Raw genomic sequence first — 24605 nt, forward strand, 5'->3', positions numbered from 1 at the left:
TGGCCCCCCAAAATTAAAAGCCGTGGGCTTGGGGGGCAGGCCCCCAAACGCTAGTTCCCCTGCGCTTCCGACCGGCTTTTGCCCGATACCGCCAGCGCCAGCGTCGCCCCCATCAACCCGTCCAGATCACCATCCAGCACACCCTTGGTGTCCGATGTCTCGTAGTTGGTGCGCAGGTCCTTGACCATCTGATAGGGCTGCAACACATACGACCGGATCTGGTTGCCCCAGCCCGCGTCACCTGCATTCTCATGCACTTCGTTGACCAGCGCCGAGCGTTTGTCCAATTCCATCTGATACAGCCGCGATTTCAGCGCCTTCATGGCAATATCCCGGTTCTGGTGCTGCGACTTTTCCGAGCTGGTGACAACGATCCCGGTGGGATGGTGGGTGATGCGCACGGCGGAATCGGTGGTGTTCACGTGCTGTCCGCCCGCACCGGACGACCGATAGGTGTCGATGCGGATATCGGATTGATTCACCTCGATCTCGATATTGTCGTCCACCACCGGATACACCTTGACCGATGTGAAGGACGTATGCCGCTTGGCCGCGCTGTCAAAGGGCGAAATGCGCACCAACCGGTGCACGCCGCTTTCGGACTTCAGCCAGCCATAAGCGTTGTGGCCGCTGATCTTGTAGGTGGCGGATTTGATCCCCGCCTCTTCACCCGCGCTCTCGGCCTGAAGCTCGACCTTATAGCCCTTCTTTTCGGCCCAACGCACATACATCCGCGCCAACATGCTGGCCCAGTCGCAGCTTTCGGTGCCCCCGGCCCCCGAGTTGATCTCAAGGAAACTGTCGTTGCCATCGGCCTCGCCGTCCAGCAGCGCTTCCAGCTCTTTCTGGGCCGCGGTTACGGCCAGGGCCTTCAGCGCGGCTTCGGCCTCGCTGATGACCTCCTCGTCGCCTTCCATCTCGCCCATCTCGATCAGTTCCAGATTGTCGGCCAACTCCTGCTTGATATTGTCATGCACCGCCATCGCATCGACCAGCATCTGCCGGTCGCGCATCAGCTTCTGCGCCGCTTCGGGATTGTCCCATAGGGTCGGGTCTTCGACACGGGCGTTAAACTCTTCCAGCCGGTAGGGGGCGGTCTCCACGTTCAAACGCTGCGCCAGCAAGTCCAGCGATTTGTTGATCTGGTCTGCCGTGTTCTGTGCCTCTGCGCGCATCTATGCCTGCCCTTAATATGTTTTGCGGCCCCGCACATCGGGGCCGCATGAGAGATAGACCAGCCCGGAACGGTCGGCAAGGGTGGCTGCCACCCCCGCGCCCGTAAGGTGGGGTTTCACCCCCAAGCCCCCGCTGCCTGTTAATAAAGCCCGCCGGAGCTGAGCGTGCCAAAGCTCGCCTTCGGCCCCACGGTCGCCTTCTTGCCCGTCGATGTCGTGACCTGTCGCCCCTGCTGCTGGCCCAGTTCCTCGACCAGCGGCAGATCAGCGCCCATGGCAAAACCGCCGTCAAAGGAGATGCCGAAAATCGGCTCTTCGCCGTCGCGGAAACATTCTGACACCACATTGCCCCCCGATGCGCCATCGCTCAGGCGCGCGCCGCTGAAACGGTCGATCTTTATGAAACGACACTGCTCCGGCACCTTGAATTCGCCACCGCCGTATTTTTTGATCGCTTGAGCCATGAACCGCTGGAACACCGGCGCACAAAGCCGTCCGCCACCGGCACCCCGGCCCATCGGGCGCGGCGTGTCGTAGCCGATATAACAGCCCGCCACGATGTTGGACGAAAAGCCGACGAACCACGCATCTTTTTCGTCGTTCGTGGTCCCGGTTTTGCCCGCGATTGGCACTGGCAGGTTGATCGCCCCACGCGCTGTGCCCCGTTCGACCACGCCGCGCATCATCGAGGTAAGCTGATAGGCCGTCACCGGGTCCATCACCCGTTCCCGGTTGGAAATCACCCGCGGCGCGACACCCGGTTCAAGGTTCACGTCTTTGCAATCGTAGCACTGACGCTCGTCATGTTGATAGACCGTGCGGCCGTAACGGTCCTGCACGCGGTCCACCAGCGTCGGCTGCACCCGTTCGCCGCCATTGGCAAACATCGCATAGGCCGACACCATCTGGTATAGCGTGGTTTCCTGACTGCCAAGTGCGTTGGCCAGTACCGGCGACAGGTCTTTGTAGACACCAAAGCGTTCAGCATAGCTGCCGACCACATCCATCCCGACTTCTTGCGCCAGACGGATCGTCATGAGGTTGCGCGACTGCTCGATCCCGGTGCGCAGCGGTGCCGGCCCGTAAAACTTGTGCGACGCGTTCTGTGGCCGCCAGACACCCTGCGGGGTATCGATCTCGATCGGGGCGTCGACAACGATGGTGGCAGGGCTATAGCCACTGTCCAGCGCCGACGCATAGACAAAGGGCTTAAAGCTCGACCCCGGCTGGCGGCGCGCCTGGGTGGCGCGGTTAAACACCGATGCCTGATAGGAAAATCCGCCCTGCATGGCGATCACCCGGCCGGTATCGACGTCCATCGCGACAAAGCCGCCCTGCACTTCGGGCACCTGCCGCAGCGTCCAGCGGATAAACTCACCGCTGGCGTCTTCGGTCATCCGGCGCACCAATACCACGTCACCCACAGTCAGCAGATCACCTGCAACCCGCGCCTGTGGCCCCAGCTTGCCGTCTTCGAGCCGCTTGCGCGCCCATTGCACGTCCTTGGCCGGAATCCAGTGGCCGTCGTCATCTTCGTCGACATTTTCGATCCCGACACGCGCGTCACTTTCGCCGACTTCCAGCACCACCGCTGGATACCACTGGTTTTCCAGATCAATGTCGCGCGGCACGCGCAGATCGGCCAGCGCCGCGCGCCAGCTTTCTTCGCTGCCCAGCTTGTCTGCGGCAATGGTCTTTTTCGTGCCGCGCCAGACACCTGTCCCGCGGTCGTATTGTTCGAGCTGCAGGCGCAGTGCATTCGCCGCAATCGGCTGCATTTCATTGTCGATGGTGGCGCGCACCGTCAGACCACCGGTAAAGAATTCGCCCTCGCCAAAGTTCTCGCTGAGCTGGCGGCGGATTTCATCGGTAAAGTAATCGCGCGGTGGCAATTCGGCCTTAAAGCTCTCAAAATCACCGTTCTGGACCGACCGCAGCGGCTGCGCTACTTCGCTCTCATAGGCGGCCTCGGTGATATAGCCGTTTTCCTTCATCTCGCGCAGCACAAAGTTGCGCCGTGCCATCAAGCGGTCCTTGGCGCGGACCGGATGATAATCCGACGGAGCCTTGGGCAGCGACGCCAGAAACGCGGCTTCATGCGGGGTCAGTTCGCCCAATGTCTTGTTGAAATAGGTCTGGCTGGCCGCCGCCACGCCGTAGGAGTTCTGACCTAGGAAAATTTCGTTCAGATACAGCTCAAGGATACGCTCCTTTGACAGCGTATCCTCCAACCGCGCGGCCAGAATGATCTCCTTGATCTTGCGCTCGGCCCGGCGATCACCGGACAGCAGAAAGTTTTTCATGACCTGCTGCGTGATCGTAGACGCCCCGCGCACGTCCCTGCCGCGCGATTTGACCGCGTCAATCGCCGCCGCCGCAATGCCGCGCAGGTCATAGCCTTCGTGGATGTAGAAATTTTTGTCTTCGGCGGAAATGAACGCCTGTTTCACCAGATCGGGGATCGTGTTGGCAGGCGCGAAAAGCCGCCGTTCCTTGGCAAACTCGTCAATCAGCCGCCCCTGCCCCGAATAGATCCGGCTAATGGTCGGTGGCGTGTATTGCGACAGTGATTCGTGGCTGGGCAGATCGCGCCCATACATCCAGAAAACCGCGCCGATGGTCAGCGCCACCATGCCGATGCTCATGGTCAGGGTCGTAAAAATACCCCCCAGGAAAGACAGGACAAATCGAAACACGTGTGCGGACCACCATTTTGGGCAAAGACAAGTCCGATGCTATACAGGAAGGTCGCGGCGGGGTCAAAACACAAGCCCGCCAGTCCGGGGCGGATACCCGCCCAGTTTTCCCGGGCAGGATGTCTGGCCTTTTATTGCCTTATCAACGGTTTAAGAGCGGCGTCATGGTCGCGCCACTTCAGGATCGCATCTGCCATCGCGGCCACCATGACCGCACGCCAAACCGGATCGCGCAGATTGGTCAGGTCGCGCTTGGAACTCAGAAAACCGATCTCGACCAGAACCGATGGGATATCCGCCGATTTCAGCACCGAAAATCCCGCCCGTCGCAACGGATGTCGGTTCATCGGGCCACCAGCCTGGGCCATGCCCTCTGCCAATGTCCGCGCCAAGGCTTCGGAGCGCGGTTCGGTTTCCTGACGCGCCAGATCCAGCAGGATACCCGCCACCTGATCATCCGATCCGGTCAGATCCGCGCCCGCGATGATGTCAGACCGGTTGTGCCGTGCCGCCAAATGTTCCGTTGCCTCGTCGCTCGCCTCGTCTGACAGGGTATAGACGGTGGCCCCCTTGGCCCCCCCTTGGGTCAGGATGTCGGCATGCAGCGAAATGAACAGATCGGCCTCGGCCTGATGCGCAATGGCCACGCGATGTTCCAGCGCCACAAAGATATCATCGTCCCGCGTCAGCAGCACATCCACACCACCGCGCCGCAGCACGTCGCGCAGCCCCCGTGCAAAGCTCAGCATCAGGTCCTTTTCCGCAACGCCATCGGTTTCCGCGCCGGGATCAATACCGCCGTGGCCGGGGTCTAGGACCACCAGAAAACGGTCTTCGTCGATCTTGGGCGGCGCCGGCGGCTTGGTCAGTGCCGCCGTCCAGGCCGGATCGACAGGGACACCCGCTGCCGCACTAAACGCCTCTGGCGTTACCGATTTCAGCGTGACCTCCAGGCGCGCCGTGCCGCTGGCCGCATCGACGGGCATGGCAATCTCGCCCGGCACCATCGGTTCGGCCAGATCAGCGACCAGCCGCGACCACCCCGGCTGAAACGCGCCAAAGCGCAGATCGGTAATGCGCCCCGCCTCGGGCAACAGATCACCGGGCAGCACGCCCGCCCAATCGGCCTCGCGAAAATCGACGACCAGTCGCGCGGGATCGTCCAGCAGGAACACCCGGAACGGCACGCCCTGGCTCAGCGCGACGGTCAGCTTGGTTTTGCCAAACCAGCCGTCGCTGACCCCGCTTGTGGCACCGTCGACGCGCGCCAATGCCGTCAATTCCTGCGCCTGCGCCGGTAAGGCACAGACCAGCATCACCGCCAGTTTTGTCAGTATTGCCCGCATCACCCTGCCCGCCCTTGTTTTGTCAGGTTCTAACATCTGCGCCCGGTGCAAACCAGCGTTTCAGCGCGCGGCCATAAAGCTCTGCAACCGCGCCAGCCCCTCTTCGATATCTGCCGTGCTGCGGGCATAGGAAAACCGCAGCGTGTGATGACCCCGCGCCGGGTCAAAATCCAGCCCCGGCGTGACCGCAACGCCGGCCTTGTCCAGAATTTCAGCCGCCAGCGCCCGGCTGTCGTCGGTGACTTTCGACACATCGGCATAGATGTAAAACGCCCCGTCCGGCGGCGCGATGTTGGTGAAACCCGCCTTGGGCAACCCTTCAATCATCAGATCGCGGTTGCGGCGATAGACGGTCAGGTTGGCTTGCAATTCATCGTCGCAATCCATTGCTGCCAGTGCCGCGATCTGGCTGGCGTGGGGGGCGCAGATAAACATGTTCTGGGCGATCCGCTCAACCACGCGCACCTGATCTTGGGGCACCACCATCCAGCCCACGCGCCAGCCGGTCATGGAAAAATACTTGGAAAATGAATTGATGACATAGCAATCATCGGTCAGCTCCAGCGCCGTGACCGCCTTTTTGTCATATTCGATGCCGTGGTAAATTTCGTCTGAAATGAACGACATTTCCTGCGCCGCGCAGGCCTCCGTCAGTGAACCCATCGCCGCCCGGTCTAACATGGTGCCAGAGGGGTTCGCCGGGGATGCGACCAGCAAACCCTTCAGATCGGCCCCAGCGAAATCCGCCGCTACGGGCTGCAACCGGTTTTCAGGTGCCGCGGGCAGATCGACGGGCTGCATGCCCAATGCGCTGAGGATCTGGCGATAGCTAGGATACCCCGGTGCACCAATGCCCACACGGTCGCCGCTATCAAAGAGTGAGGTGAAGGCCAGCAAAAAACCGCCCGACGATCCCGGCGTGATGACCACGCGCGCCGGGTCCAGATCGACGTTATACCATTCGCCATACATCTGCGCGATCCGGGCGCGCAAGGCGGGCAACCCCAGCGCCACGGTATAGCCCAGTGGCCCGTCCTGCATGGCCTTTTCCAAGGCTTTGACCGCCCCCTTCGGCGCACCGGTGCCGGGCTGGCCGACCTCCATATGAATGATATGGCGGCCTGCGGCCTCGGCGGCACTGGCGGCTTGCATGACGTCCATCACGATAAAGGGATCAACGGCGGATCGGGTTGAATTGCGCATGGGCTTGCTCCTACTGTCGGCATATGCTTTCACCGCGCCTGATGCCGGGCGTCAACCCTTGACCCCGCCAAAGAAAGGTCTGCCCATGTTCGCCCGCCTCCTCGCCCCCGCTTTTGCCAGCACCCTTGCCCTTGCCGCGCCGCTGGGCGCCATGGACCTGACCGAGTTGACAGAGGCCGAGCGCGCCCAATTCGGTGCCGAAGTGCGTGCCTATCTGATGGCGAACCCAGAGGTGATCATGGAAGCGGTGGCGCAGCTACAAAACCGCGAAGCGGAAGCACAGGCGCAGGCGGATTTCGATCTGGTATCCGTCAATGCAGATGAAATTTTCAACGATGGCTATTCGTGGGTTGGCGGTAACCCTGAGGGTGACATTGTGCTGGTCGAATTCCTCGACTACCGCTGCGGCTATTGCAAAAAGTCCCATAGCGAAGTGGCCAAGCTGCTGGAAACGGACGGAAATATCAAACTGATCGTCAAAGAATTCCCGATCCTGGGCGAACAATCTGTGCTGGCCTCGCGCTTTGCCGTTGCGGTCAAACAGGTGGCGGGCGACGAGAAATACAGGCTGCTGAACGATGCCCTGATGGAATTCAACGGTGACATCTCTGCGGCCACCCTGCGCCGCCTTGGCGACAGTTTTGAGTTGGACATGGACGCCATCGAGGCGCGCATGACCTCGCCAGAAGTAACGGCCGAGATCACAAAAACCCGCGAACTGGCGCAAAAACTGCAAATCAGCGGCACGCCAACCTTCGTGATGCAGGACGAAATGCTGCGCGGCTACCTGCCCTACGATCAGATGATGGCGCTGATCGAGGAAAAGCGCGGCTAATGATGCGCCCGTTTTGCGCAATCCTGTCCGCGATCTTTGTCGCGGGCAGTGCGCAGGCCGATACCGATTTCAGCGCGATGACCACTGCCGAGCGTCAGGTGTTTGAAACCGAACTGCGCGCCGCCATCCTCGCCGCGCCCGAAATTGTCGCGCAGGCATTGGCACAGGATAATCCAGCCGCAGGCGAGATGCGCCAGTACATTGACGATGATCTGGCCCTGCTGACCCGCCTTGCGCCCCGTATCCTGTCGGGCAATGATCTGGCACTGGTGGTGCGCAGAAACTGCCCTGACTGCGCCCGTGCAAAGTCAGAACTTGACGATATTTCAAATACTTCCGGCGCGTCGTTCATCCTTCATGATCTGGATGACCCCGACGTAGCGGCCTGGGCCGCCGAGCTTGGGATGGAGGAAGCGCCGTTCTATGTCCTGCCGCAGATGATCCTGCGCGGTCACATGCCCGCCGTCGTGCTGCTGCGCTATCTGGGCGCTGAATAACCCGTCAGTTTCACATCAATGTCGCCAGATAACCCGTTATTCTGCCGCATCTTTTTCAGCTTCGGCTTCTATCACCGCCGCGCGTTTCTCCACCTGTTCGACGATGTGATCTATCATTCCGTCATTACCAAGCTTATGGCTTTGCTTGCCTGCCAGATAGACCATGCCGGACCCAGCCCCGCCGCCGGTAAAGCCGACGTCCGTCATCAGCGCCTCGCCCGGCCCGTTCACCACACAGCCAATGATGCTCAGGCTCATCGGGGTCTTGATATGCTCCAACCGCTGCTCCAATGCCTCGACGGTTTTGATCACGTCAAACCCTTGCCGCGCACAGGACGGGCAGGAAATGATATTCACGCCCCGGTGCCGCAGGCCCAGAGACTTCAAAATCTCAAAGCCCATTTTGACTTCTTCCACCGGATCGGCAGACAGTGAGACCCGGATGGTATCGCCGATGCCCATCCACAACAGGTTGCCCATGCCGATGGCGGATTTCACGGTGCCGGAAATCAGCCCCCCGGCCTCTGTGATGCCCAGGTGAATGGGCGCATCGGTGGCGTCGGCCAACTGCTGATAGGCGGCGGCGGCCATGAACACGTCCGAGGCTTTGCAACTGATCTTGAACTCGTGAAAATCGTTGTCCTGCAATATCTTGATGTGATCCAGGCCCGATTCTACCATGGCGTCGGGACATGGTTCGCCGTATTTCTCCAGCAGATGCCGTTCCAGTGATCCGGCGTTGACGCCAATACGTATCGAACAGTTGTTGTCCCGCGCCGCGCGGATCACTTCTTTGACGCGCTTTTCGTCGCCGATGTTTCCGGGGTTGATCCGCAGACAGGCCGCACCTGCCTCGGCGGCTTCGATGCCGCGCTTGTAGTGGAAATGGATGTCCGCAACGATCGGCACCGACACGTTGCGCACGATCTCTTTCAGTGCCTTCGATGATGCCTCGTCCGGCACCGACACGCGCACGATATCCGCCCCCGCCTCGACGGCGGCCTGCACCTGCGCAATGGTGCCCGCCACATCGGTGGTCAGCGTGTTGGTCATCGTCTGGACAGAGATCGGCGCATCGCCCCCGACCGGCACATTGCCCACCATGATCTGCCGCGACTTGCGGCGGTAGATGTTGCGCCAGGGGCGGATGTGGTTAAGCGACATATGCGGCACCTTCAAGGGTTCAGGGCTGTTGCCCTTACCTAGTCAGGCCCGGTCACTTGTGCAATGGAAAGTGGGTCGCAGTTACTGCGTCTGGCAGGGGATCGCTGCCAGAACAGCAGGTTCGACCGACCCTTGCAGATCAGCAAACATCCGGCTTAGCGACTTGTCGACGGTGGGGTCAACGGGCTGATACAGTTCAGCCAAAGCCTGCTGGTGAAGTGGCACGTTCGATGTCACAGCGCCGCGCGGGCCAACGGGGCCATAGCAGCCATCCGCCATCGCGAAATAAAGCGCGCCGGATTCGCCGGTGCGCAGCGTTGCAGGCTCTTCGGTGGCCGGCACATCCCATGTGTCGCCCTTGTTCATCACACCCTCAAAGATGACGGTGCCATCGGCGGCCCGCACCCTGACCCACGACGGATAGGCGGCGACCATACGCACGGATTGACCTGTCGGTTCAACCACCTGCGGTACGGCGACACCGGCGGTCTGCACGGTTTCGGTTTCCGTGGGAGTCTGCCCCAGCGGCGACGTTAAACGGTCAGGCGACTTGAAATTACTAACCGACCGTGGGTCGATGCTGGCGATGGGTGCATCGCGTGCGACCAGCACCGGCACATCCAGCGCCTGCGGCCGATACAGCCGGTCCAGCGCATCGGCGCGCGGCGCGTCCATGGCGCTGGGTGCGGCCGGGTCATTGCTGGCATCCGGTGCGGGGGCCAATGCGCCATCCAGCGGATCAAGGTCAGACAGCACCACCGGCGTCTGGTCGACCTGGGCCACCTGCACACGCTGCACTTCTTTCAGAACGGTCCAGCCGCCAAACCCGATCGCAGAAATCAACGCGATCAGCACCAGCGACGATCCGACGGCACCCGGTTCGATCCGGCTCAGGAACCCTTCGCCAACCGGCACGAAAGGCGTGTTCGGACGGGCAAAAAATCTGCCTCTTTCGGGGTCTTGCGGCGCTCTTCGAAACTGGGTTTTTTCACCACCGATGCTTCGGCAGACATGCCATGTGCCACGGCAAACCCTGATTCTTTGCAGAATCCAGCAAAGGCCTGATCGGGGTCCATGTTCAGATAACGGGCATAGGACCGCACATAACCGGCAATGAAACCGGGCGTGTCAAAGGCATCGGGATCGCAATTTTCAATGGCAGCAATGTAGGAAGCTTTGATCCGCAATTCGCGCTGCACATCCAGCAGGCTTTTGCCAAGCGTGGCGCGTTCACCGCGCATCACATCCCCCAATCGCAACTCGAACGCATCAAACCCTTTGGGTTCAATCTGTTCTTCTTCAACGACTTTGGAGGACCAACGCCCGATCATCAATATGCCCCGCCCCTGTTTTCTTCGCAGCCATTACCCGAACACGCCCCGTCGATTCGGATTTGGTCTTTTCTTCCCGTAACTGTAGCATAAGGCAACGCGAAACACGAATATAGCGAATTTACCCTGCGGCTTCGGCACGATTCAGCGCACAATGCGACCACAGCCCGTCCATGGCGCGCACCAGCGCGTCCATCTCGCGCGGCCCGTGGACCGGCGACGGGGTAAAGCGCAGACGTTCGGTGCCGCGTGGCACCGTGGGATAGTTAATCGGCTGTACGTAAATGCCGTGATCCGCCAGCAGCATATCCGACAACAGCTTGGTATGGACGGGGTCGCCAACCATCACAGGCACGATGTGGCTGCCATGGTCGATGATAGGCAGGCCCATACCTTTCAGCCGCAATTTCAACACCTTAGCTTGCTGCTGATGCTTTTCGCGCAGTTCGGGCGCGCGTTTGAGATAGGCAACCGACGCGGCGGCACCTGCGGCAATCGCAGGCGGCAGCGAGGTGGTAAAGATAAAGCCCGGCGCATAGGATCGGATCGCGTCACACATCTTTGCGCTCGCCGCGATATAGCCGCCCATGACGCCAAATGCCTTGGCCAAAGTGCCATTGATGATGTCCAACCGGTGCATCAAACGGTCGCGTTCCGCCACACCGGCACCGCGCGGGCCATACATGCCCACGGCATGTACTTCGTCGATATATGTCAGGGCGCCGAATTCGTCGGCCAGATCACAGATCGCCTCAATCGGGCCAAAATCACCGTCCATCGAATAGATCGATTCAAAGGCAATCAGCTTGGGTGCGGCAGGGTCGTCGGCCTCTAGCAATTCGCGCAGATGGGCGACGTCGTTGTGCCGGAAAATACGCTTCGCACCGCCGTTGCGGCGCACACCTTCGATCATGCTGGCGTGGTTCAGCGCGTCGGAATAAATGATCAGACCGGGAAACAGTTTGGGCAGTGTGCTGAGCGTGGCGTCATTGGCGATATAGGCGCTGGTGAACAACAGCGCGGCCTGCTTGCCGTGCAGATCGGCCAATTCGGCCTCAAGACGTTTGTGATAGACGGTGGTGCCGGAAATATTGCGTGTGCCGCCCGACCCGGCCCCGGTGGCGACCAGCGCCTCCTGCATTGCTTCTAGCACAACAGGGTTCTGCCCCATGCCCAGATAATCATTGCCGCACCAGACGGTGATGTCCTGCTCGGTTCCGTCAGGGCGTGTCCAGACCGCGTGGGGAAACTGGCCGTTGCGGCGCTCGATGTCGATAAATGTCCGGTAACGACCTTCTTCATGAAGGCGCGCAATCGCCTGATCCAGCTTTTCTGTATAGTCCATTGCGCCTCTCCATCTGGCCGGAATGGCGGCGGCCGGGGCGCGCTGCCATATTCAGGTTTTAGAATGATTACAGAATCCTGCGCCCGGCATCAACGTCTTATCGCCCCCGATCAAGGGGCGACTTGTCGCAGGCAGGGCATTTTTGCCCCAATTTGCCGCCGCGCGGCACGGGTATGGAATTCCTGACTGAGCACGCGCGTCGACATTATGTTATTAAATTTGGCATACCGCTCTGTGCTGCGGGCTCTGTTCGCCGCCCAGTCGCCACCTGTTCACGGCCCCTTCAACGGTGCTTTGACCGTTTACCATTTTGCACAATTTGCATTTCATCACGTCCCCCCACCCGTCTACTTTCACGAGGTGTGTCATGGCTCTTTTCTACCCGCCGCTGCTCTTGCTGTTGCTGATGATACTGTCTGCCGCCGGATATGCTCTTGCCACCATCGGGATGCAGCTTTCATCGCAACAGCTGCATCCCGCTGCCGCGATGGTCATCCTTTTGGGTCTGGGGGGGGCCGCCTGCGCCGAAATTGCGCTGCTGCGGCAGGCAAGCCTGCCTATGGTCTACCTCGGTGTCATCCTTGGCGAGACCGTGCTGGTCCTGACCTACGCCGCCTGCCTTCAGGGTGGTATCGCCGTCAGTCAGGTTTTCGGCGCGGCGCTGGTGGTGGCGGGATTCGCGCTTGTCTCAACTCACGGCTGAACGCCGCAAGATATTGCGTTGCCTTTCAAAGGGCACGCCCTATGTCGAAAAAACATGACCTGTTGCAACGCCCTTCCCGCCTGCGACGCATTGTGAAACAAGCTGCTCCGTTCATCATTACCGCAGCACCATTTTGTTCGAGGCCCCTTTGTGATTGCACACGCCCACCCCGCGCAAGAAAAACGCCTGCGCGCGCTTTATGACTACGATATCCTGGACACGCCCCGTGAAGCGGATTTTGACGAAATCGTCGCTTTGGCTTCGCGCATCTGCGAGGCTCCGATTTCGGTGGTCAACCTGATCGACAAGGACCGTCAGTGGTTCAAAGCCGAAGTGGGCCTGAACGCGCGCGAAACGCCGCTGGACACCTCAATCTGCTCGCACGCGATCCTACAGGATGATTTCATCGAAATCCCCGACACGCTGGCCGACAGCCGGATGGCCGACAATCCGCTGTGTACCGCCGAAAACGGGTTGCGATTCTATGCAGGGTCTCGGCTGCTGTCAGCCGACGGGCTGCCTATCGGCACCCTGTGTATCCTCGACACCAAACCGCGCCGCCTGACCGACTTGCAGCGTAATGCCCTACAGGTTCTGTCGCGTCAGGTGATGAAGCAATTGGACCTGCGCCGCGCCCTGCGCAACCAAGCGACGTTGCTGCACGAGGCCGATCACCGCGTCAAAAACTCGCTTCAGACCCTGACGTCGATTGTCCGGCTCTATGGGCGCAAGTTTGAGGACCCGCACGCCAAAGAGGCGCTTGACGCCATCCAGCGCCGTATTGCGGCCGTCGGTGCGCTGCACGGCGAACTGCAATCCTCGCAGGGGCTCGACCAGATCAGCGCGCAGCTTTTCATGACGCGGGTCGTTGACCTGTTGCAGGAAACCGCACCAGAGAACATCGCCCTCACATGCGCCGTGGATGATACGAACCTCAGCCCGGCCAAAGCATCGGCGCTTGGCATGATCGTCAGCGAATTTGTCGCCAACGCCATCAAACATGGTTTTCCGGGCGACGCAGCCGGGCAAATCGATATCACCCTGCGCCTGTCAAACGGCAAGTTCACCCTGATCTGCCGGGACAACGGTGCGGGATCGAACGCAGCGGCGCAGAAATCGTCACACCTCGACGGCCTCGGCAGCAGTCTGATGGCCGCCGCCGCGTCACAGCTCGGCGCCACGCTGGACAGTGACCTGACGCCGCAGGGCAGCCGCCTGAGCCTGACCTTTTAAGACGCGCCCTGCGACACGCGCGCAGCACTGCACGGGCGGAAACGCGCGTGTTAGAACCCAATGGCGCGCGCAATCGCGACGGGGCGGATACCCCACTGGACACGCCCGGGCGGGCTGTTACCTTCGCGACAATTCACACGCGCCACAGGAGCCGCCCAAATGTCCCTTGATGATGTCCTCGCCCGGATCGACAGCGATCTGCCCGCCGCCACGGAACGCCTGCTTGACCTGCTGCGCATCCCCTCGATTTCGACCGACCCGGCGTTCAAAGCCGATTGTGACCGCGCTGCCGACTGGTTGGTGGCCGATCTGAAATCCATGGGCGTAGATGCCGCCAAACGCGCAACCCCCGGCCACCCGATGGTTGTGGGCCATGTCGGCGAGGGCACGCCGCACATCCTGTTCTACGGCCACTACGACGTGCAGCCCGTCGACCCGCTGAACCTGTGGGACCGCGACCCCTTTGATCCCGCCGTCGAAGAGACCAAGGACGGCACGGTGATCAGAGGCCGCGGGGCGGCAGACGACAAGGGCCAGTTGATGACGATCATCGAGGCCCTGCGCGCCTGGAAAGAGGTCAAAGGCGACTGGCCCTGCCGCATCACCTTTTTCCTTGAAGGCGAAGAAGAATCCGGCTCCCCGTCCCTTGTGCCGTTCATGCGCGAAAACGCGGACGAACTGAAAGCCGATGTCGCGATGATCTGTGACACCGGCCTGTTCCAAAGCGAGACCCCCGCCGTGGTGACCATGCTGCGCGGGCTGCTGGGCGAGGAATTGACGATCACCGGGCCTGACCTTGATCTGCATTCCGGCATGTACGGCGGTATCGCGATGAACCCGATCCGCGTGCTTGGCCGCATCATCGCGTCGCTGCACGACGATACTGGACGCATCACCGTGCCTGGGTTTTATGACGGTGTGCCTGAACTGTCAGACGAACTGGAAGCGCAGTGGCAGGGGTTGGCCTTTGATCACGATCGTTTCCTCGGCGATGTCGGGCTAAGCCAGCCCGCCGGGGAACAAGACCGCACCCCGCTCGAAATGATCTGGTCGCGCCCCACCTGCGAGGTAAACGGCATCTGGGGCGGCTATACCGGCGACGGGTTCAAGACCGTGCTGCCCAGCCAGGCCCATGCCAAAATCTCGTTCCGGCTGGTGGGCACCCAAGATCCGCTGGCGATCCGCGAGAGCTTTCGCAAGATGGTGCAAGACGCACTGCCTGCCGACTGCAAGGTCGAATTCCACGGCCACGGCGCCAGTCAGGCCTCGGGCGTTGACATCACCGGAGCGATGTTTGAACCGGCGCGCCGCGCGCTTAGCACCGAATGGCAGGTGCCTGCCGCCTATATCGGCTGTGGTGGGTCGATCCCAATCGCCGGGCATTTCCAGAAGATTCTGGGAACAGAGCCGATGTTGATCGGCTTTGGCAAAGACGATGATGCGATCCATTCGCCCAATGAAAAATACGACATGGAAAGTTTCCATAAAGGCATCCGCAGCTGGGCGCGGATTTTGGATGCCTTGACCTGAGCGTTACAACCGGGGGGCCAGCCCCCCGGACCCCCCGAGGGTATTTACAACTCAAAAAAGCGAAAAGAGATGCCTGACGCAGCCCTGCGCACCAACCGATCCGTGGCGCGCGGGGGTGGCATCGGTGTTTACCCCGCCGCAGCCTGCTGCGCCTGCTGGTATTCCAGTACTTCCCACCGGGACGCGGGCACCGCAAAAGGCGGGTTGAATTCGGAATGAGAAAACGACCCGATGTTGATCCCCAGTCCCAGCGTCGCGCTGATGCCGCCGCCCTTGAACTTGAACAATTCCCGCTCGTGGGTGTCCTTGACCATGAATTCATTGCCTGCGATTTCGGCCAGACCACCGGTGACGCCAAATGAAATCTCATTCACCGTTGCACCGCGCAACTGCTTGGCCGCAAAGGGATTGAGAATGGTCAGATGTCCGTCAACACTGCCGCCGGCCGCGCTGGCCAGCGCCGCGCCAATCGACTCACCGTCGATATCCAGACTTGCGCCGATCGACACGCCAACCCCCAGCCCGGTCGCCAGACTGGCACAACACAACTGCAAGCTTGGGCTCCAGAACCGCCAGAGCGCGGCATGTGCGCTGATCACCGCACCGATTCTGCCGCTGGTCACGATATCGATCCGCCAGTCGCGTGTGGGCGTGGTAAACGCAGGATGATCCATAGCAATGCTCCTGTTCAATTTGGACATTATAACCCAGACGGCCTGCAATTTTGCAGTTTATTAACAAGGGGCGCGGGAATTCTGCCCGGATATGGATTTTGTTGCCCGCCTTGGCCCCGTCTTTGGGTGATGCTGCCATGATTGCTTATCTCACCCTGTTTACGGCGGCGCTGGTGGCCGCGACGGTGATGCCGCTGCAATCAGAGGCGGTGCTGGTCGGGCTTTTGCTTGCCCAAACGCATCCGGCGCTGATGCTGATCCTTGTGGCCACACTGGGCAATGTCGCGGGGTCGATCATTAACTGGTATCTGGGGCGCGCGCTTTTGCGGTTTCAGCACCGGCGCTGGTTTCCCTGTTCCACGCGGCAACTGGACCGTGCACAGCACTGGTATCGCCGTTGGGGGCGCTGGTCGCTGCTGGCAAGCTGGGTGCCGGTTGTTGGTGATCCGCTGACCGTCATGGCCGGGGTGCTGCGCGAGCCGCTGCTGCCCTTCGTGGTGCTGGTCACGCTGGCCAAGGGCACGAGATATCTGGTGCTGGCCGCCCTCACATTGCCGTGGCTATGATACAGGGCGCACAGGGCCCCGCAGGGCAAAAACTCTGAACCATCTAAGGGAGGAAAGTGGCGCGGTTGACGGGGCTCGAACCCGCGACCCCCGGCGTGACAGGCCGGTACTCTAACCAACTGAGCTACAACCGCGCGATGGGGGCGGAATAGGTGAGCCTGCCGCGCGGGTCAAGCGCTATCTGCATCTTGTTTGGTGGTTTCAGCAGCCACCGTCCTTTTTGGGTGAAAACCGTGCCGTAACCGCTTTGCAACGAACCCAGCGCACACCGCGTTAATGCCCGTCTTCCCCAGCCGGGGCACACTGGGTGGTGTACAGTTGGTGCACGCCGGGTGCACAGGTTGTGACATGCGATAAAGCACTGATTCTGAACAGATTAACGCAGATTTCCATACCAGAGTGGCAACGCCCTTGCGGGAGTTGCGTCACATCACATCTGGTCTGGAAATATGCAGCGGTGGCGCGGTTGACGGGGCTCGAACCCGCGACCCCCGGCGTGACAGGCCGGTACTCTAACCAACTGAGCTACAACCGCCCACTGCGCGCTCTGGGCGGACCCAAAGCGTTCGGTCGTAATAGGGTCCCTCCCCCGCGCCGTCAAGCGTGCTTTGTCGTAATCTTGTCGGAAAATTGCATTGATCTGCTTCGCGCCTACAGGGGCCGAGGAATGTAGCCGGGCGTGCCGGGTGAAAACGTTTGTTGAGTGGGGATTGGGGCCATTAATCGCCGCCCCGGGTTGGCCGCGCAACGCGCGGGCCTTGGTCGGGTCACTTACGTCGGCGATGGTCCGTTGCGATAGTGGGAATATCCAGAAGCGGCGTAATCATGTCAGACGTTGTGGTGGCACGCTCATCGCGCTTGCAACGCGACAGTCGTTCCGGGAACTTTGTCTTGAGATGTGATTGGTGGGTCGTGAGAGACTCGAACTCCCGACATCTTCGGTGTAAACGAGCACTCTTCTAGGCTAACAGGTTGATATTAAATCTTAAAAGTTTCCCAAGAATGCCCATCATTTACCCACTTATCCCCTGCAAGTCGGGTAGTATTGGGAAACATCTTTTCAGATATTTTTGGCAAAGTTTTGGGTCGATCGCCCGCCAATCAAACTCGAAAAATTGCTGTAATGTAAAAGAATTTCACCCAGATCGAAGATGACTGCTACCGGCCCTTACTGGCCAATCGCCCACCGAGGAGTTGCCGTGCTGCGGCGTTTGCATTGCTGCCTTTGGTGAATTGCGACTAGCCAAGTTTGCTCGGATAATTTACCGGTTGTGACAGATGAACTATCACGAGCTTAGCGTTTAGGAGATTACTGGTGAGGCCAATTCGTGTAGCAAGTTTCTTTGCAGGTGCGGGCGGCCTCGACCTGGGCTTCAAACAGGCAGGCTTCGACATAGTATATGCTTCTGATATCGAGAGCGATTGCTGCGAAACGCTCCGTCTCAACCGTGGCTTCTCGACTTCTGACAAATCAGATATTCACTGCGGCGACATCCGAACAACCGACCTCAGCACTTTACCAGACAATATTGATCTCGTTGTTGGTGGACCTCCTTGCCAGAGCTTTTCTGCGTCTGGACGAAGAGCTGGCGGTGCCGCTGGAAGATTGGACGACCGAGGCAACCTCTTCGAAGCATACCGTGACATCATAAGGTATCTGAAGCCTAAGGCTTTTGTCTTTGAGAACGTGAGAGGCATTCTAGCAACCAACAAAGGTCAAGACTGGATCGCTATTGTCGCCGCGTTTAACGAACTTGGCTATTCAGTGAATTATCGGCTGTTGGATGCCGCAGATTATGGTGTCCCGCAACACCGTGAACGCATGTTCTTAGTCGGGCATCGCTCAGGCAAACCATTCTTATTCCCACGTCCACTGTTTGGACCTGACTCTTGCGATAACACACCACACATCTCCCCCAAGGATGCCTTCAAAAATCTGCGAATACGAAATTCAGAAGCTGATGGTCTGAAATTTGAGGGCGGTAAATATTCTCATCTTTTGCCAGAAGTGCCAGAAGGTCAAAACTACCTGTTTTTCACAGCCAAGCGCGGACATCCAAATCCAGTTTTTGCGTATAGGTCTCGGTTTTCTGATTTCCTCTATAAGGCCCATCGCGGGTATCCGATGAAAACCATCATAGCCAGCCCTGGCAAGTACACCGGGCCACTTCATTGGGACAATCGTTACTTTTCGATTAGCGAATACAAGGCGATCCAAGGCTTCCCTCAGGACTATGTTTTCTTCGGTGAGCGGGCATCTGTCGTGAAGCAGATCGGCAATTCCGTTTCTCCAAAGATTGCGTTTCGTTTGGCTCAAGCAGTAGCACATCAGATTTTCCAAGCGTCACCGGAGCTGGATCTGATAGGCGCGGAAGAGCACCTAACTTTCGATCGCAGAAAAGGGGTTAAGGCAGCGAAAACGCGTGTCCTGCATGGACAAATCCAGAAAAAGCGCAATGGAAGCGCAATCATTGCGAAGGGTGAAAAAACCTTCCAGTTCTCATTGTCACCTCGCGGTTCAACAGCACCCAAGGTCAACGTAGAAGGTACCGCGAAAGATGATAGGCATCATCTAGACGTCTTTTTTGAGGCTCGTGGTACGCTGAGCGCAGAGGTAGTTATTGACGTGTGGTCCTCGGCCCGCGACTTTTCAGGTGTTCCAACTGCAACATTGAACCTATCACTTTACGGAACTGGGCTAAACGCCCCGCAGCTTCTGTGGAATGCCGTTGACGAGTGGGTCCGATCAGTCAGTTCATTCGGCTCTCTGTTTGAGCTGTACGGACACTTCACAGAACCATACCCCTTCTTTCAAGTTTCAAAATTTCAAGCGCCAAAAAACGACGCAATTCTTCAGTTTGCAAGGTACGTCTCTGATTTCGATCGTTGCTCTAAATACTTAGACAAGAGCGATCTTATGAACGAACTCGCGGACACATTCCAAGCTTCAACATTTGATGAATTGGCAACGTCTTTAAGAGCGATGAGATACGATGTGAGAACCCGCGAGACAAACATCGCCATTCCGAACGGCAAATATATGATTGCGTACCCATTCACGTTACCTCAAAGCAAGCAGATGAATTTTTCAGTCAAACAGCCCAAGAATGCAAGAATGTCGGCTTCATACGTTACAGAGAAACGAGTTTCCCGTTGAGTGACTACACAGACCACAATTACCTTATCCTACAAGCACTAAACGAAGCTCTTGTTGTTGGGGACGAAGTGGATCGCAACGATGCTGCAGATAAAACTTTCGGTCTTCCTGAAGGTCTTAGGGGCAACTTGGATTCAATGAATGACAAGGCGGATAGCTCTGCTACGGCTGCGTTCACTAACTTGGTTACCGGAATTGCAATTAAGATTGCATATCCAGAGATAGATGTTCGCTTTCACCAGATTCAGATACAGGACCCCCAGCACTTTAACCATCGTGGGGTAAGTGAAAATATCGTCTATCCTTTCCTCCGAGATCAGGACTTTGATGGGGCTAAATCTGGTTGGCAGACTCGAACCTTGGAGCGCCCCAAACCTTATATTCTTACCTATGACGAGAATATAAGAGCAGTTAAAGACGAGTTTTTAGCTTGCTATCACGCACTTGAAGAAGAAGGCGCTGATGCAAGGCACATGCTCAATTATCTGTTTCTGGGACAGGTCATTCGTCGAAACGCTAAGAAGATCGATCTGATCGAACCGCGAATTGACGATATCAGTACCATTATGGGACATTTCGAAGCTCATTTCTTTGCTGAATATAAGTCTCGTGGTCAATCAAGATTGCCGGTTTTGGCGCTGCACAGTCTTTACAAGCTCATTATGCCTGAACTTAAGCGTTTTGAGGGGTTGGACCTTGCAAATCTTGAGCTTCACAGTGCCGCCGACTCTCAGACTGGTGCCACAGGCGACATCGAGATTAAAAACAATGACGGCTCAGTCTTCGAAGCGATTGAAGTTAAACACGGTATCCCAATTTCGCTCGATCTTGTAGCGGACGCGGCAAAGAAACTGGTGACCCGTCGTGTTGACCGGTTTTACGTACTTACAACTCATAAAAATTGTGGGCAGACAGATGAAGTAGCCGCAAAGATTAAAGAAGTAAGAGAACGCACCGGCTGCCAAGTTATCGCAAATGGTGTGATACCGACTATGCGGTATTATCTTCGTCTAGTACAAAATCCGGCTGACATATTTCCGCACTATACTTCGTTACTCAAAGTTGAACCGGCTATTTCGCATGAGCACCGGGTGAAATGGAACGACATCGTTTTACCGGACTGAGACAGTACTGGGTTGATACGCGACCAAACTTGTTCCCGTTCGAGTGCTGCGGTGAACGTCAGCTCCTTCGTAGTGATAGATGTATTAGCGCTCTCGCAGAAATTGGCTGCAGTCCGCCAATTCTCACAAAGCTGAACTGATCAGCTCTAGTTCAAAGTTAGCTCTACCGCCTTTTAGAGAACTCCACTGATAAGGGAGAGGTCGAGAGTTCTATTCTCTCCAGCAACACCATTTATCCATTGCTATTGTTTAATGATTTGCGCTGCGACACCTTGCCGGAAACTGCTGCCTTGCAGAACATTGCAAGAAAATGCCGCCCAAAACCATCCGTCCATGCACAATTCCCATATACTTTAGCGCGGGCGTTCTCGATCTGTGCAATTGTTTACACCCCGATCCGACCCACGGTCCAAGCCCCCTTGCGACGGCTCCGCCACTGACCTAGCGTGCCGAAAAGTCGAAAGGATGGCGACATGAAACCTCTGATCCTAGCCGTATTGCTGGCCACCCCCGCAATCAACGCCCAGGGCAAACCCCTTGCCACTCAGGTCATCAGCTGCTGGAACCGCGACGCACTCAGTACATCAGCCCAGGCTGCGACCGTTACCGTTGGGTTTCAGGTAGCCAGCGATGGCCTTCCGATCGCCGACAGCGTCCACCTCATTAGCTGGCAAGGCGACATCGATGTCGCAGTTCCTCAAGCCTACGCTGCCGCAAAGCGTGCGATCATCCGCTGCGCCTCAAAAGGCTATGGCGCGCCAGGCCATCAGGAACTGACATTCGCCCCTGACGGGATCCGCGACAATCGCGCCTTGTTGCCGATCGGGACTTAAAGCGCGCAGCTGCGCACCGGCACCCCTGCGGCTTTATCCTCTGCCTGGCCGATGATGCAGTCGATCGCCACGATTTTGCCCGCGTTGGCGTCGTTTACTTCAACCAGCTCCACCATCACCAAGCCGACATCGCCTAGGTTGGACAAGTCGCGGTCCGGAATCGTGGCCGGAACTCGCAAATCCGCAGGCACGTCAGGCACAATCATGCGCAGTTCGACCGGTCGCGCGCCGCAAGAGGCAAGCCACAAGGTCGCGAAAATCATCAGGCAAAGGCGCATCGAAATTCCCCTTTCGAAAAGCGTCACGGATGGTTTCATATTTTGCAGAGGCGACGGCCATCCGCGCCCGCTCCTTTTGCGCCACGATCGCAGCGCCCTGGGCCAGGGCCATCTGGTCTTCGCGCAGGGCTAGGTTGCGCGACAGCCGCGCATTGTCCGCCTCTAACGTGGTCAGCTTGGCCGATTGACGCCACAGCGCGCCGGTTAGCATCAGGCACCCTATCAGCGCCGCGACCAGAGCCGCGATCGTGATGCGGGTCAGCATTGCGCCGCCCCCCTTGCCTGCGCCATCACGTCAGCCCCGCCATGCACAGCTGGTATTCATCCGCCCGCCGACGCGCCAGGCCGCGCACGACGCGACCGCCCGCCCGGTTCCACCAGGTCAAAGCCTCGCACCCACCTGCGACGTCGCCTGCGTTAAGCCGCCGCGTCGCGGTGCTGCGCCCTGCCCCGCTGATCCCGACGTTCCACGCCAGCGACACATAGGCGGCATCGCGCTCCGGCGTCAGACGGTCAGCGATCGTGGTGCCGGAAAAATACCTGTGCAGCCCTTCGCGATACTCAACCAGGCCCGCTTCCAGCATCGCATGGCACTCCGCATCGGTCTTATAATCGCCATTCTTCACCCCGCGCGTTTCGCCGTGGCAAATGGTCCAGACAGGCGGGCGGGCAATCCGATCGAGATAGGCCCGGTTTTCCTTGCCTTCCCATTTTGCCACCAGCGGCACCGCTACCAGCAGAAACGCCGCAACCGTGACACCAGCCGCGCAGCGCAGCTTGTGATCGCCGACGCCCTGGTCTTTGATCCGCCCAACGACACCATAGATCACCAGGGCGATACCGGCCCACCACCACAGGCGCGGGTTGGTATCGCGCCCCGTCAGCCAGAAGATGATTTCAGGGGCCAGCAGGCACAAGACACCCAGATAATTGGCCCACATGCTATGCGCGCGCCAGGCGACACGCTTCCAGTTTGGGATTAGTCTCACTCGACGTTCCTTTCGTTTAAAATGCGTCGCAGCAGGCCAGTGCTTTCGCGCTGGTCCGCTTTGATTTCCTGCAGGGATTGGTAAAGGGTTTCGTACTGTGTCCGCGTCTGTGTCATCGTGTTTTCCAGGGTGCGGATGCGGATCTCCATACTGGCCCGCGACACCGCGGCATCCGACGATGCACGGCCCATTTCATCCATCTTGGTGGTGATGCTGGCCAGCTGCACCCCGACATAAAATCCGACACCCACCAGGCCGGTCGCCATTGTCCAGGCCAGCCCCTTATTTATCGTGATCCCCCGATCCGAATTTTCGATCCGTTGCGTCATTCATTTGTCCCTTGCTCGATGCCATTTTAGGCGGTCTGTTTTTTTGGCTGGCCAGGTCGATTACGCGATCGCTGGCCAGTGGGCCCCATCGGTAATATCGGCCGGGATGGTTTCCATGTCTTTCAGGGCGCGCGCAGCAAACACATGCGCCGCCTCATGCGCAGCTGCCGCCTGACCAAAGGCAAAGCAGGTGGGCGCGGTCATTGCGATGATCTCATTTTCGGCAGTGATCCACGAAAATGGATCCGCGCCGCCGTGCCAATAGAGGCTATCAAGATCCGCGCCGCCGATCAGGGCAAACTGCGCCAGCGTTGCGGCCCCGGCGATGCGGGTCTGGCTTTTCAGGTCAAAGTCGAATGCTGCGCCTTGGAACGTGAAGTTCTGCGCCAGGCGCCGGTCGCGTTCCTGGTTGATCTGGCGTTTCAGAATGGCGCGCTGCACGTTGTCCGTCAGGCCAAGTTCTTCCGCAAAGGTCCGTACCGGCTGGGGCGCAATTTCGTCCAGCGTTTCCACCTCGATCAACTCGCGCAGCTGATAGGGCATGTTGTAGGTGTCGATGATCAAGTCGCGTGTCAGTGGGTCTTGTGACCGCACGGCATAGGCTGCGACGGCGTTCATACGGTGGTCTGTGGGGCTGGCAAGGCTGATGGCCAGCAAAGTGATGGCATAGGGCCATGGTGCCGCTGTTTCATAGGTCTCTGTGTAATGCTGTTCGACAACACCGGCTGCGGCGTGCTGGGGGCGAAGGGTCTGCATGATGGATGCCTTTATGCTGGGGGTGGCGGGGCCACGAGGATCGTGGCGTCATGGGTGAAGGATGCAAAATCAGGATCAGACCAACCTTTGGTCCAGCGGTTTGCTGACTTGCGACGGATCTCCAATGTGGAATCGTCGACCTGCGCGACGTAAACGGCCCAAGAGCTGTTGTATGACCCATTCTGATAGTGGTCGTAGAAGTTGGTCCACTGCGGGGTTGCTATCCACGCATCGGGAATGGCCATGCCAATGTCGATGCTTTTGGAAACGCCCGTACTCAAGACGGTGTAAATATCCGCCGCCACAACATAGAGGTTCTTCAGGATTGGCAGTTGCTTATGACGGCTGTCGAACGTGACGTCGCCCGATGCCGAAAACGTCTGCAACCCATAACCTTCAGGGGGCGAGGACGGCGGGATGACGGAGGCCATGCGATACTCAATTTCGCTGCTGGCCTGATCGTGAAAGATGATGTGATAGGCACCTTCGTTAGTGCCATCATGGTGACCAATGCAGGCGTAGTAGTAGACCCCGCCATCAGACAGTCGGTAGAAACCGATATCGCCGTAATCCCACATCTGATTGGGACACACGTAGACCTTGCTGGTGGCTGGCATGATCTGTTCAATTGTCCCGGTCGAAAGATATCGAGATTCTTGGCTATTTGTCCCGCCCACATAGGTGATTAGGGCGCGTGTCGTGGGGAAAGCGTGTTTCGCAAGCCCGTCAATTCCGGCAGGTTTGATACTGAACCCGCGCGCGCGCTCATACATCGCCAGCCCATCATCGACGATAAGTTCGCCTAATTCGTTTCTAAATTCAGCGCCGTAGGCCATTGCAA

At 58.6% G+C, this 24605-nt stretch carries 22 protein-coding genes, 3 tRNA genes and 1 pseudogene; 10 read left to right on the plus strand and 16 right to left on the minus strand.

Translation table 11 applies throughout. The features are described from left to right. Positions 1–50 precede the first annotated feature (50 nt). The 4 genes from prfB to AC1965_RS09370 all read right to left on the minus strand — a co-directional run bounded on the left by prfB (position 51) and on the right by AC1965_RS09370 (position 6420). Positions 51–1175, minus strand: coding sequence for a peptide chain release factor 2 (gene prfB, locus AC1965_RS09355; RefSeq protein ID WP_483883609.1), 1125 nt, complete (start codon positions 1173–1175; stop codon positions 51–53). A gap of 140 nt (positions 1176–1315) precedes the next feature. Then, entirely contained in the window at positions 1316–3871 is a 2556-nt protein-coding gene (locus AC1965_RS09360) for a penicillin-binding protein 1A (RefSeq protein ID WP_483883610.1), read from the minus strand. 131 nt (positions 3872–4002) lie between these two features. After that, a complete protein-coding gene (locus tag AC1965_RS09365) occupies positions 4003–5217 on the minus strand; it encodes an N-acetylmuramoyl-L-alanine amidase (protein WP_483883611.1) in 1215 nt (404 codons plus the stop codon). A gap of 60 nt (positions 5218–5277) precedes the next feature. Next, complete coding sequence (locus AC1965_RS09370; RefSeq protein WP_483883612.1) at positions 5278–6420, minus strand: pyridoxal phosphate-dependent aminotransferase; 1143 nt, start codon at positions 6418–6420, stop codon at positions 5278–5280. A gap of 85 nt (positions 6421–6505) precedes the next feature. Here AC1965_RS09370 and AC1965_RS09375 point away from each other — a divergent pair, with 85 nt between their 5' ends. Together AC1965_RS09375 and AC1965_RS09380 are read left to right on the plus strand one after the other, a co-directional pair. Continuing rightward, on the plus strand, positions 6506–7255 hold the full coding sequence (locus tag AC1965_RS09375; RefSeq protein WP_483883613.1) for a DsbA family protein: 750 nt from the start codon (positions 6506–6508) through the stop codon (positions 7253–7255). Beyond that, positions 7255–7752 carry a disulfide bond formation protein DsbA gene (locus AC1965_RS09380; RefSeq protein ID WP_483883614.1) on the plus strand — a complete coding sequence of 166 codons (498 nt, stop codon included), beginning with the start codon at positions 7255–7257 and terminating at the stop codon, positions 7750–7752. Before AC1965_RS09375 ends, AC1965_RS09380 begins: the two co-directional genes overlap by 1 nt. 36 nt (positions 7753–7788) lie before the next feature. On the opposite strand, the gene ispG is transcribed toward AC1965_RS09380, so the two are convergent. From ispG to hemA, 3 genes and pseudogenes are all read right to left on the minus strand, one after another. Beyond that, positions 7789–8916, minus strand: coding sequence for a flavodoxin-dependent (E)-4-hydroxy-3-methylbut-2-enyl-diphosphate synthase (gene ispG, locus AC1965_RS09385; protein WP_483883615.1), 1128 nt, complete (start codon positions 8914–8916; stop codon positions 7789–7791). 81 nt (positions 8917–8997) lie between these two features. Beyond that, positions 8998–10247: pseudogene (locus tag AC1965_RS09390) on the minus strand (helix-turn-helix domain-containing protein). A gap of 121 nt (positions 10248–10368) precedes the next feature. Further along, entirely contained in the window at positions 10369–11592 is a 1224-nt protein-coding gene (hemA, locus tag AC1965_RS09395) for a 5-aminolevulinate synthase (protein WP_483883616.1), read from the minus strand. A 367-nt stretch (positions 11593–11959) separates the two neighbouring features. Between hemA and AC1965_RS09400 the strand changes: the two genes are divergently transcribed. The 3 genes from AC1965_RS09400 to AC1965_RS09410 all read left to right on the plus strand — a co-directional run bounded on the left by AC1965_RS09400 (position 11960) and on the right by AC1965_RS09410 (position 15058). Continuing rightward, positions 11960–12295: a 5-aminolevulinate synthase gene (locus AC1965_RS09400; protein ID WP_483883617.1), complete on the plus strand. Its 336-nt coding sequence runs from the start codon at positions 11960–11962 to the stop codon at positions 12293–12295. A 150-nt stretch (positions 12296–12445) separates the two neighbouring features. After that, entirely contained in the window at positions 12446–13528 is a 1083-nt protein-coding gene (locus tag AC1965_RS09405) for a sensor histidine kinase (RefSeq protein ID WP_483883618.1), read from the plus strand. 159 nt (positions 13529–13687) lie between these two features. Then, the gene (locus tag AC1965_RS09410; RefSeq protein ID WP_483883619.1) at positions 13688–15058 is read left to right on the plus strand and encodes a M20/M25/M40 family metallo-hydrolase; all 1371 of its coding nucleotides are present in this window, start codon (positions 13688–13690) and stop codon (positions 15056–15058) included. Positions 15059–15186: 128 nt separating this feature from the next. On the opposite strand, the gene AC1965_RS09415 is transcribed toward AC1965_RS09410, so the two are convergent. After that, positions 15187–15732, minus strand: a complete 546-nt coding sequence (locus AC1965_RS09415; RefSeq protein WP_483883620.1) for a hypothetical protein — start codon at positions 15730–15732, stop codon at positions 15187–15189. Between the two features lie 137 nt (positions 15733–15869). On the opposite strand from AC1965_RS09415, the gene AC1965_RS09420 reads away from it, so the two are divergent. Then, positions 15870–16298, plus strand: a complete 429-nt coding sequence (locus tag AC1965_RS09420; RefSeq protein WP_483883621.1) for a YqaA family protein — start codon at positions 15870–15872, stop codon at positions 16296–16298. 57 nt (positions 16299–16355) lie between these two features. On the opposite strand, the gene AC1965_RS09425 is transcribed toward AC1965_RS09420, so the two are convergent. Further along, positions 16356–16432, minus strand: a tRNA-Asp gene (locus tag AC1965_RS09425). 324 nt (positions 16433–16756) lie between these two features. Further along, a tRNA-Asp gene (locus AC1965_RS09430) sits at positions 16757–16833 on the minus strand. 780 nt (positions 16834–17613) lie between these two features. On the opposite strand from AC1965_RS09430, the gene AC1965_RS09435 reads away from it, so the two are divergent. From AC1965_RS09435 to AC1965_RS09450, 4 genes are all read left to right on the plus strand, one after another. Continuing rightward, on the plus strand, positions 17614–19455 hold the full coding sequence (locus AC1965_RS09435; RefSeq protein ID WP_483883622.1) for a DNA cytosine methyltransferase: 1842 nt from the start codon (positions 17614–17616) through the stop codon (positions 19453–19455). Beyond that, positions 19452–20579, plus strand: coding sequence for a hypothetical protein (locus tag AC1965_RS09440; RefSeq protein ID WP_483883623.1), 1128 nt, complete (start codon positions 19452–19454; stop codon positions 20577–20579). Before AC1965_RS09435 ends, AC1965_RS09440 begins: the two co-directional genes overlap by 4 nt. Before the next feature lie 156 nt (positions 20580–20735). Further along, a tRNA-Ile gene (locus AC1965_RS09445) sits at positions 20736–20810 on the plus strand. A gap of 242 nt (positions 20811–21052) precedes the next feature. Further along, positions 21053–21412 (plus strand): hypothetical protein, encoded by a 360-nt coding sequence (locus AC1965_RS09450; RefSeq protein ID WP_483883624.1) that lies wholly within the window; start codon positions 21053–21055, stop codon positions 21410–21412. On the opposite strand, the gene AC1965_RS09455 is transcribed toward AC1965_RS09450, so the two are convergent. From AC1965_RS09455 to AC1965_RS09480, 6 genes are read right to left on the minus strand one after another with little or no spacing between them, the layout of a single operon-like run. Beyond that, the gene (locus AC1965_RS09455; protein WP_483883625.1) at positions 21409–21618 is read right to left on the minus strand and encodes a hypothetical protein; all 210 of its coding nucleotides are present in this window, start codon (positions 21616–21618) and stop codon (positions 21409–21411) included. The two genes, AC1965_RS09450 and AC1965_RS09455, sit on opposite strands and share 4 nt — an antisense overlap. After that, on the minus strand, positions 21605–21955 hold the full coding sequence (locus AC1965_RS09460) for a hypothetical protein (protein WP_483883626.1): 351 nt from the start codon (positions 21953–21955) through the stop codon (positions 21605–21607). Before AC1965_RS09460 ends, AC1965_RS09455 begins: the two co-directional genes overlap by 14 nt. A 25-nt stretch (positions 21956–21980) precedes the next feature. Then, positions 21981–22679, minus strand: a complete 699-nt coding sequence (locus AC1965_RS09465) for a lysozyme (protein ID WP_483883627.1) — start codon at positions 22677–22679, stop codon at positions 21981–21983. Further along, positions 22676–23008, minus strand: a complete 333-nt coding sequence (locus AC1965_RS09470; protein WP_483883628.1) for a hypothetical protein — start codon at positions 23006–23008, stop codon at positions 22676–22678. The genes AC1965_RS09465 and AC1965_RS09470 overlap by 4 nt, the downstream gene beginning before the upstream one ends. A gap of 60 nt (positions 23009–23068) precedes the next feature. Next, entirely contained in the window at positions 23069–23764 is a 696-nt protein-coding gene (locus tag AC1965_RS09475) for a DUF4376 domain-containing protein (protein WP_483883629.1), read from the minus strand. Between the two features lie 11 nt (positions 23765–23775). Then, the gene (locus AC1965_RS09480) at positions 23776–24600 is read right to left on the minus strand and encodes a hypothetical protein (protein ID WP_483883630.1); all 825 of its coding nucleotides are present in this window, start codon (positions 24598–24600) and stop codon (positions 23776–23778) included. Positions 24601–24605: the final 5 nt, after the last annotated feature.

The sequence above is a fragment of the Sulfitobacter sp. KMM 9851 genome (assembly GCF_057178245.1).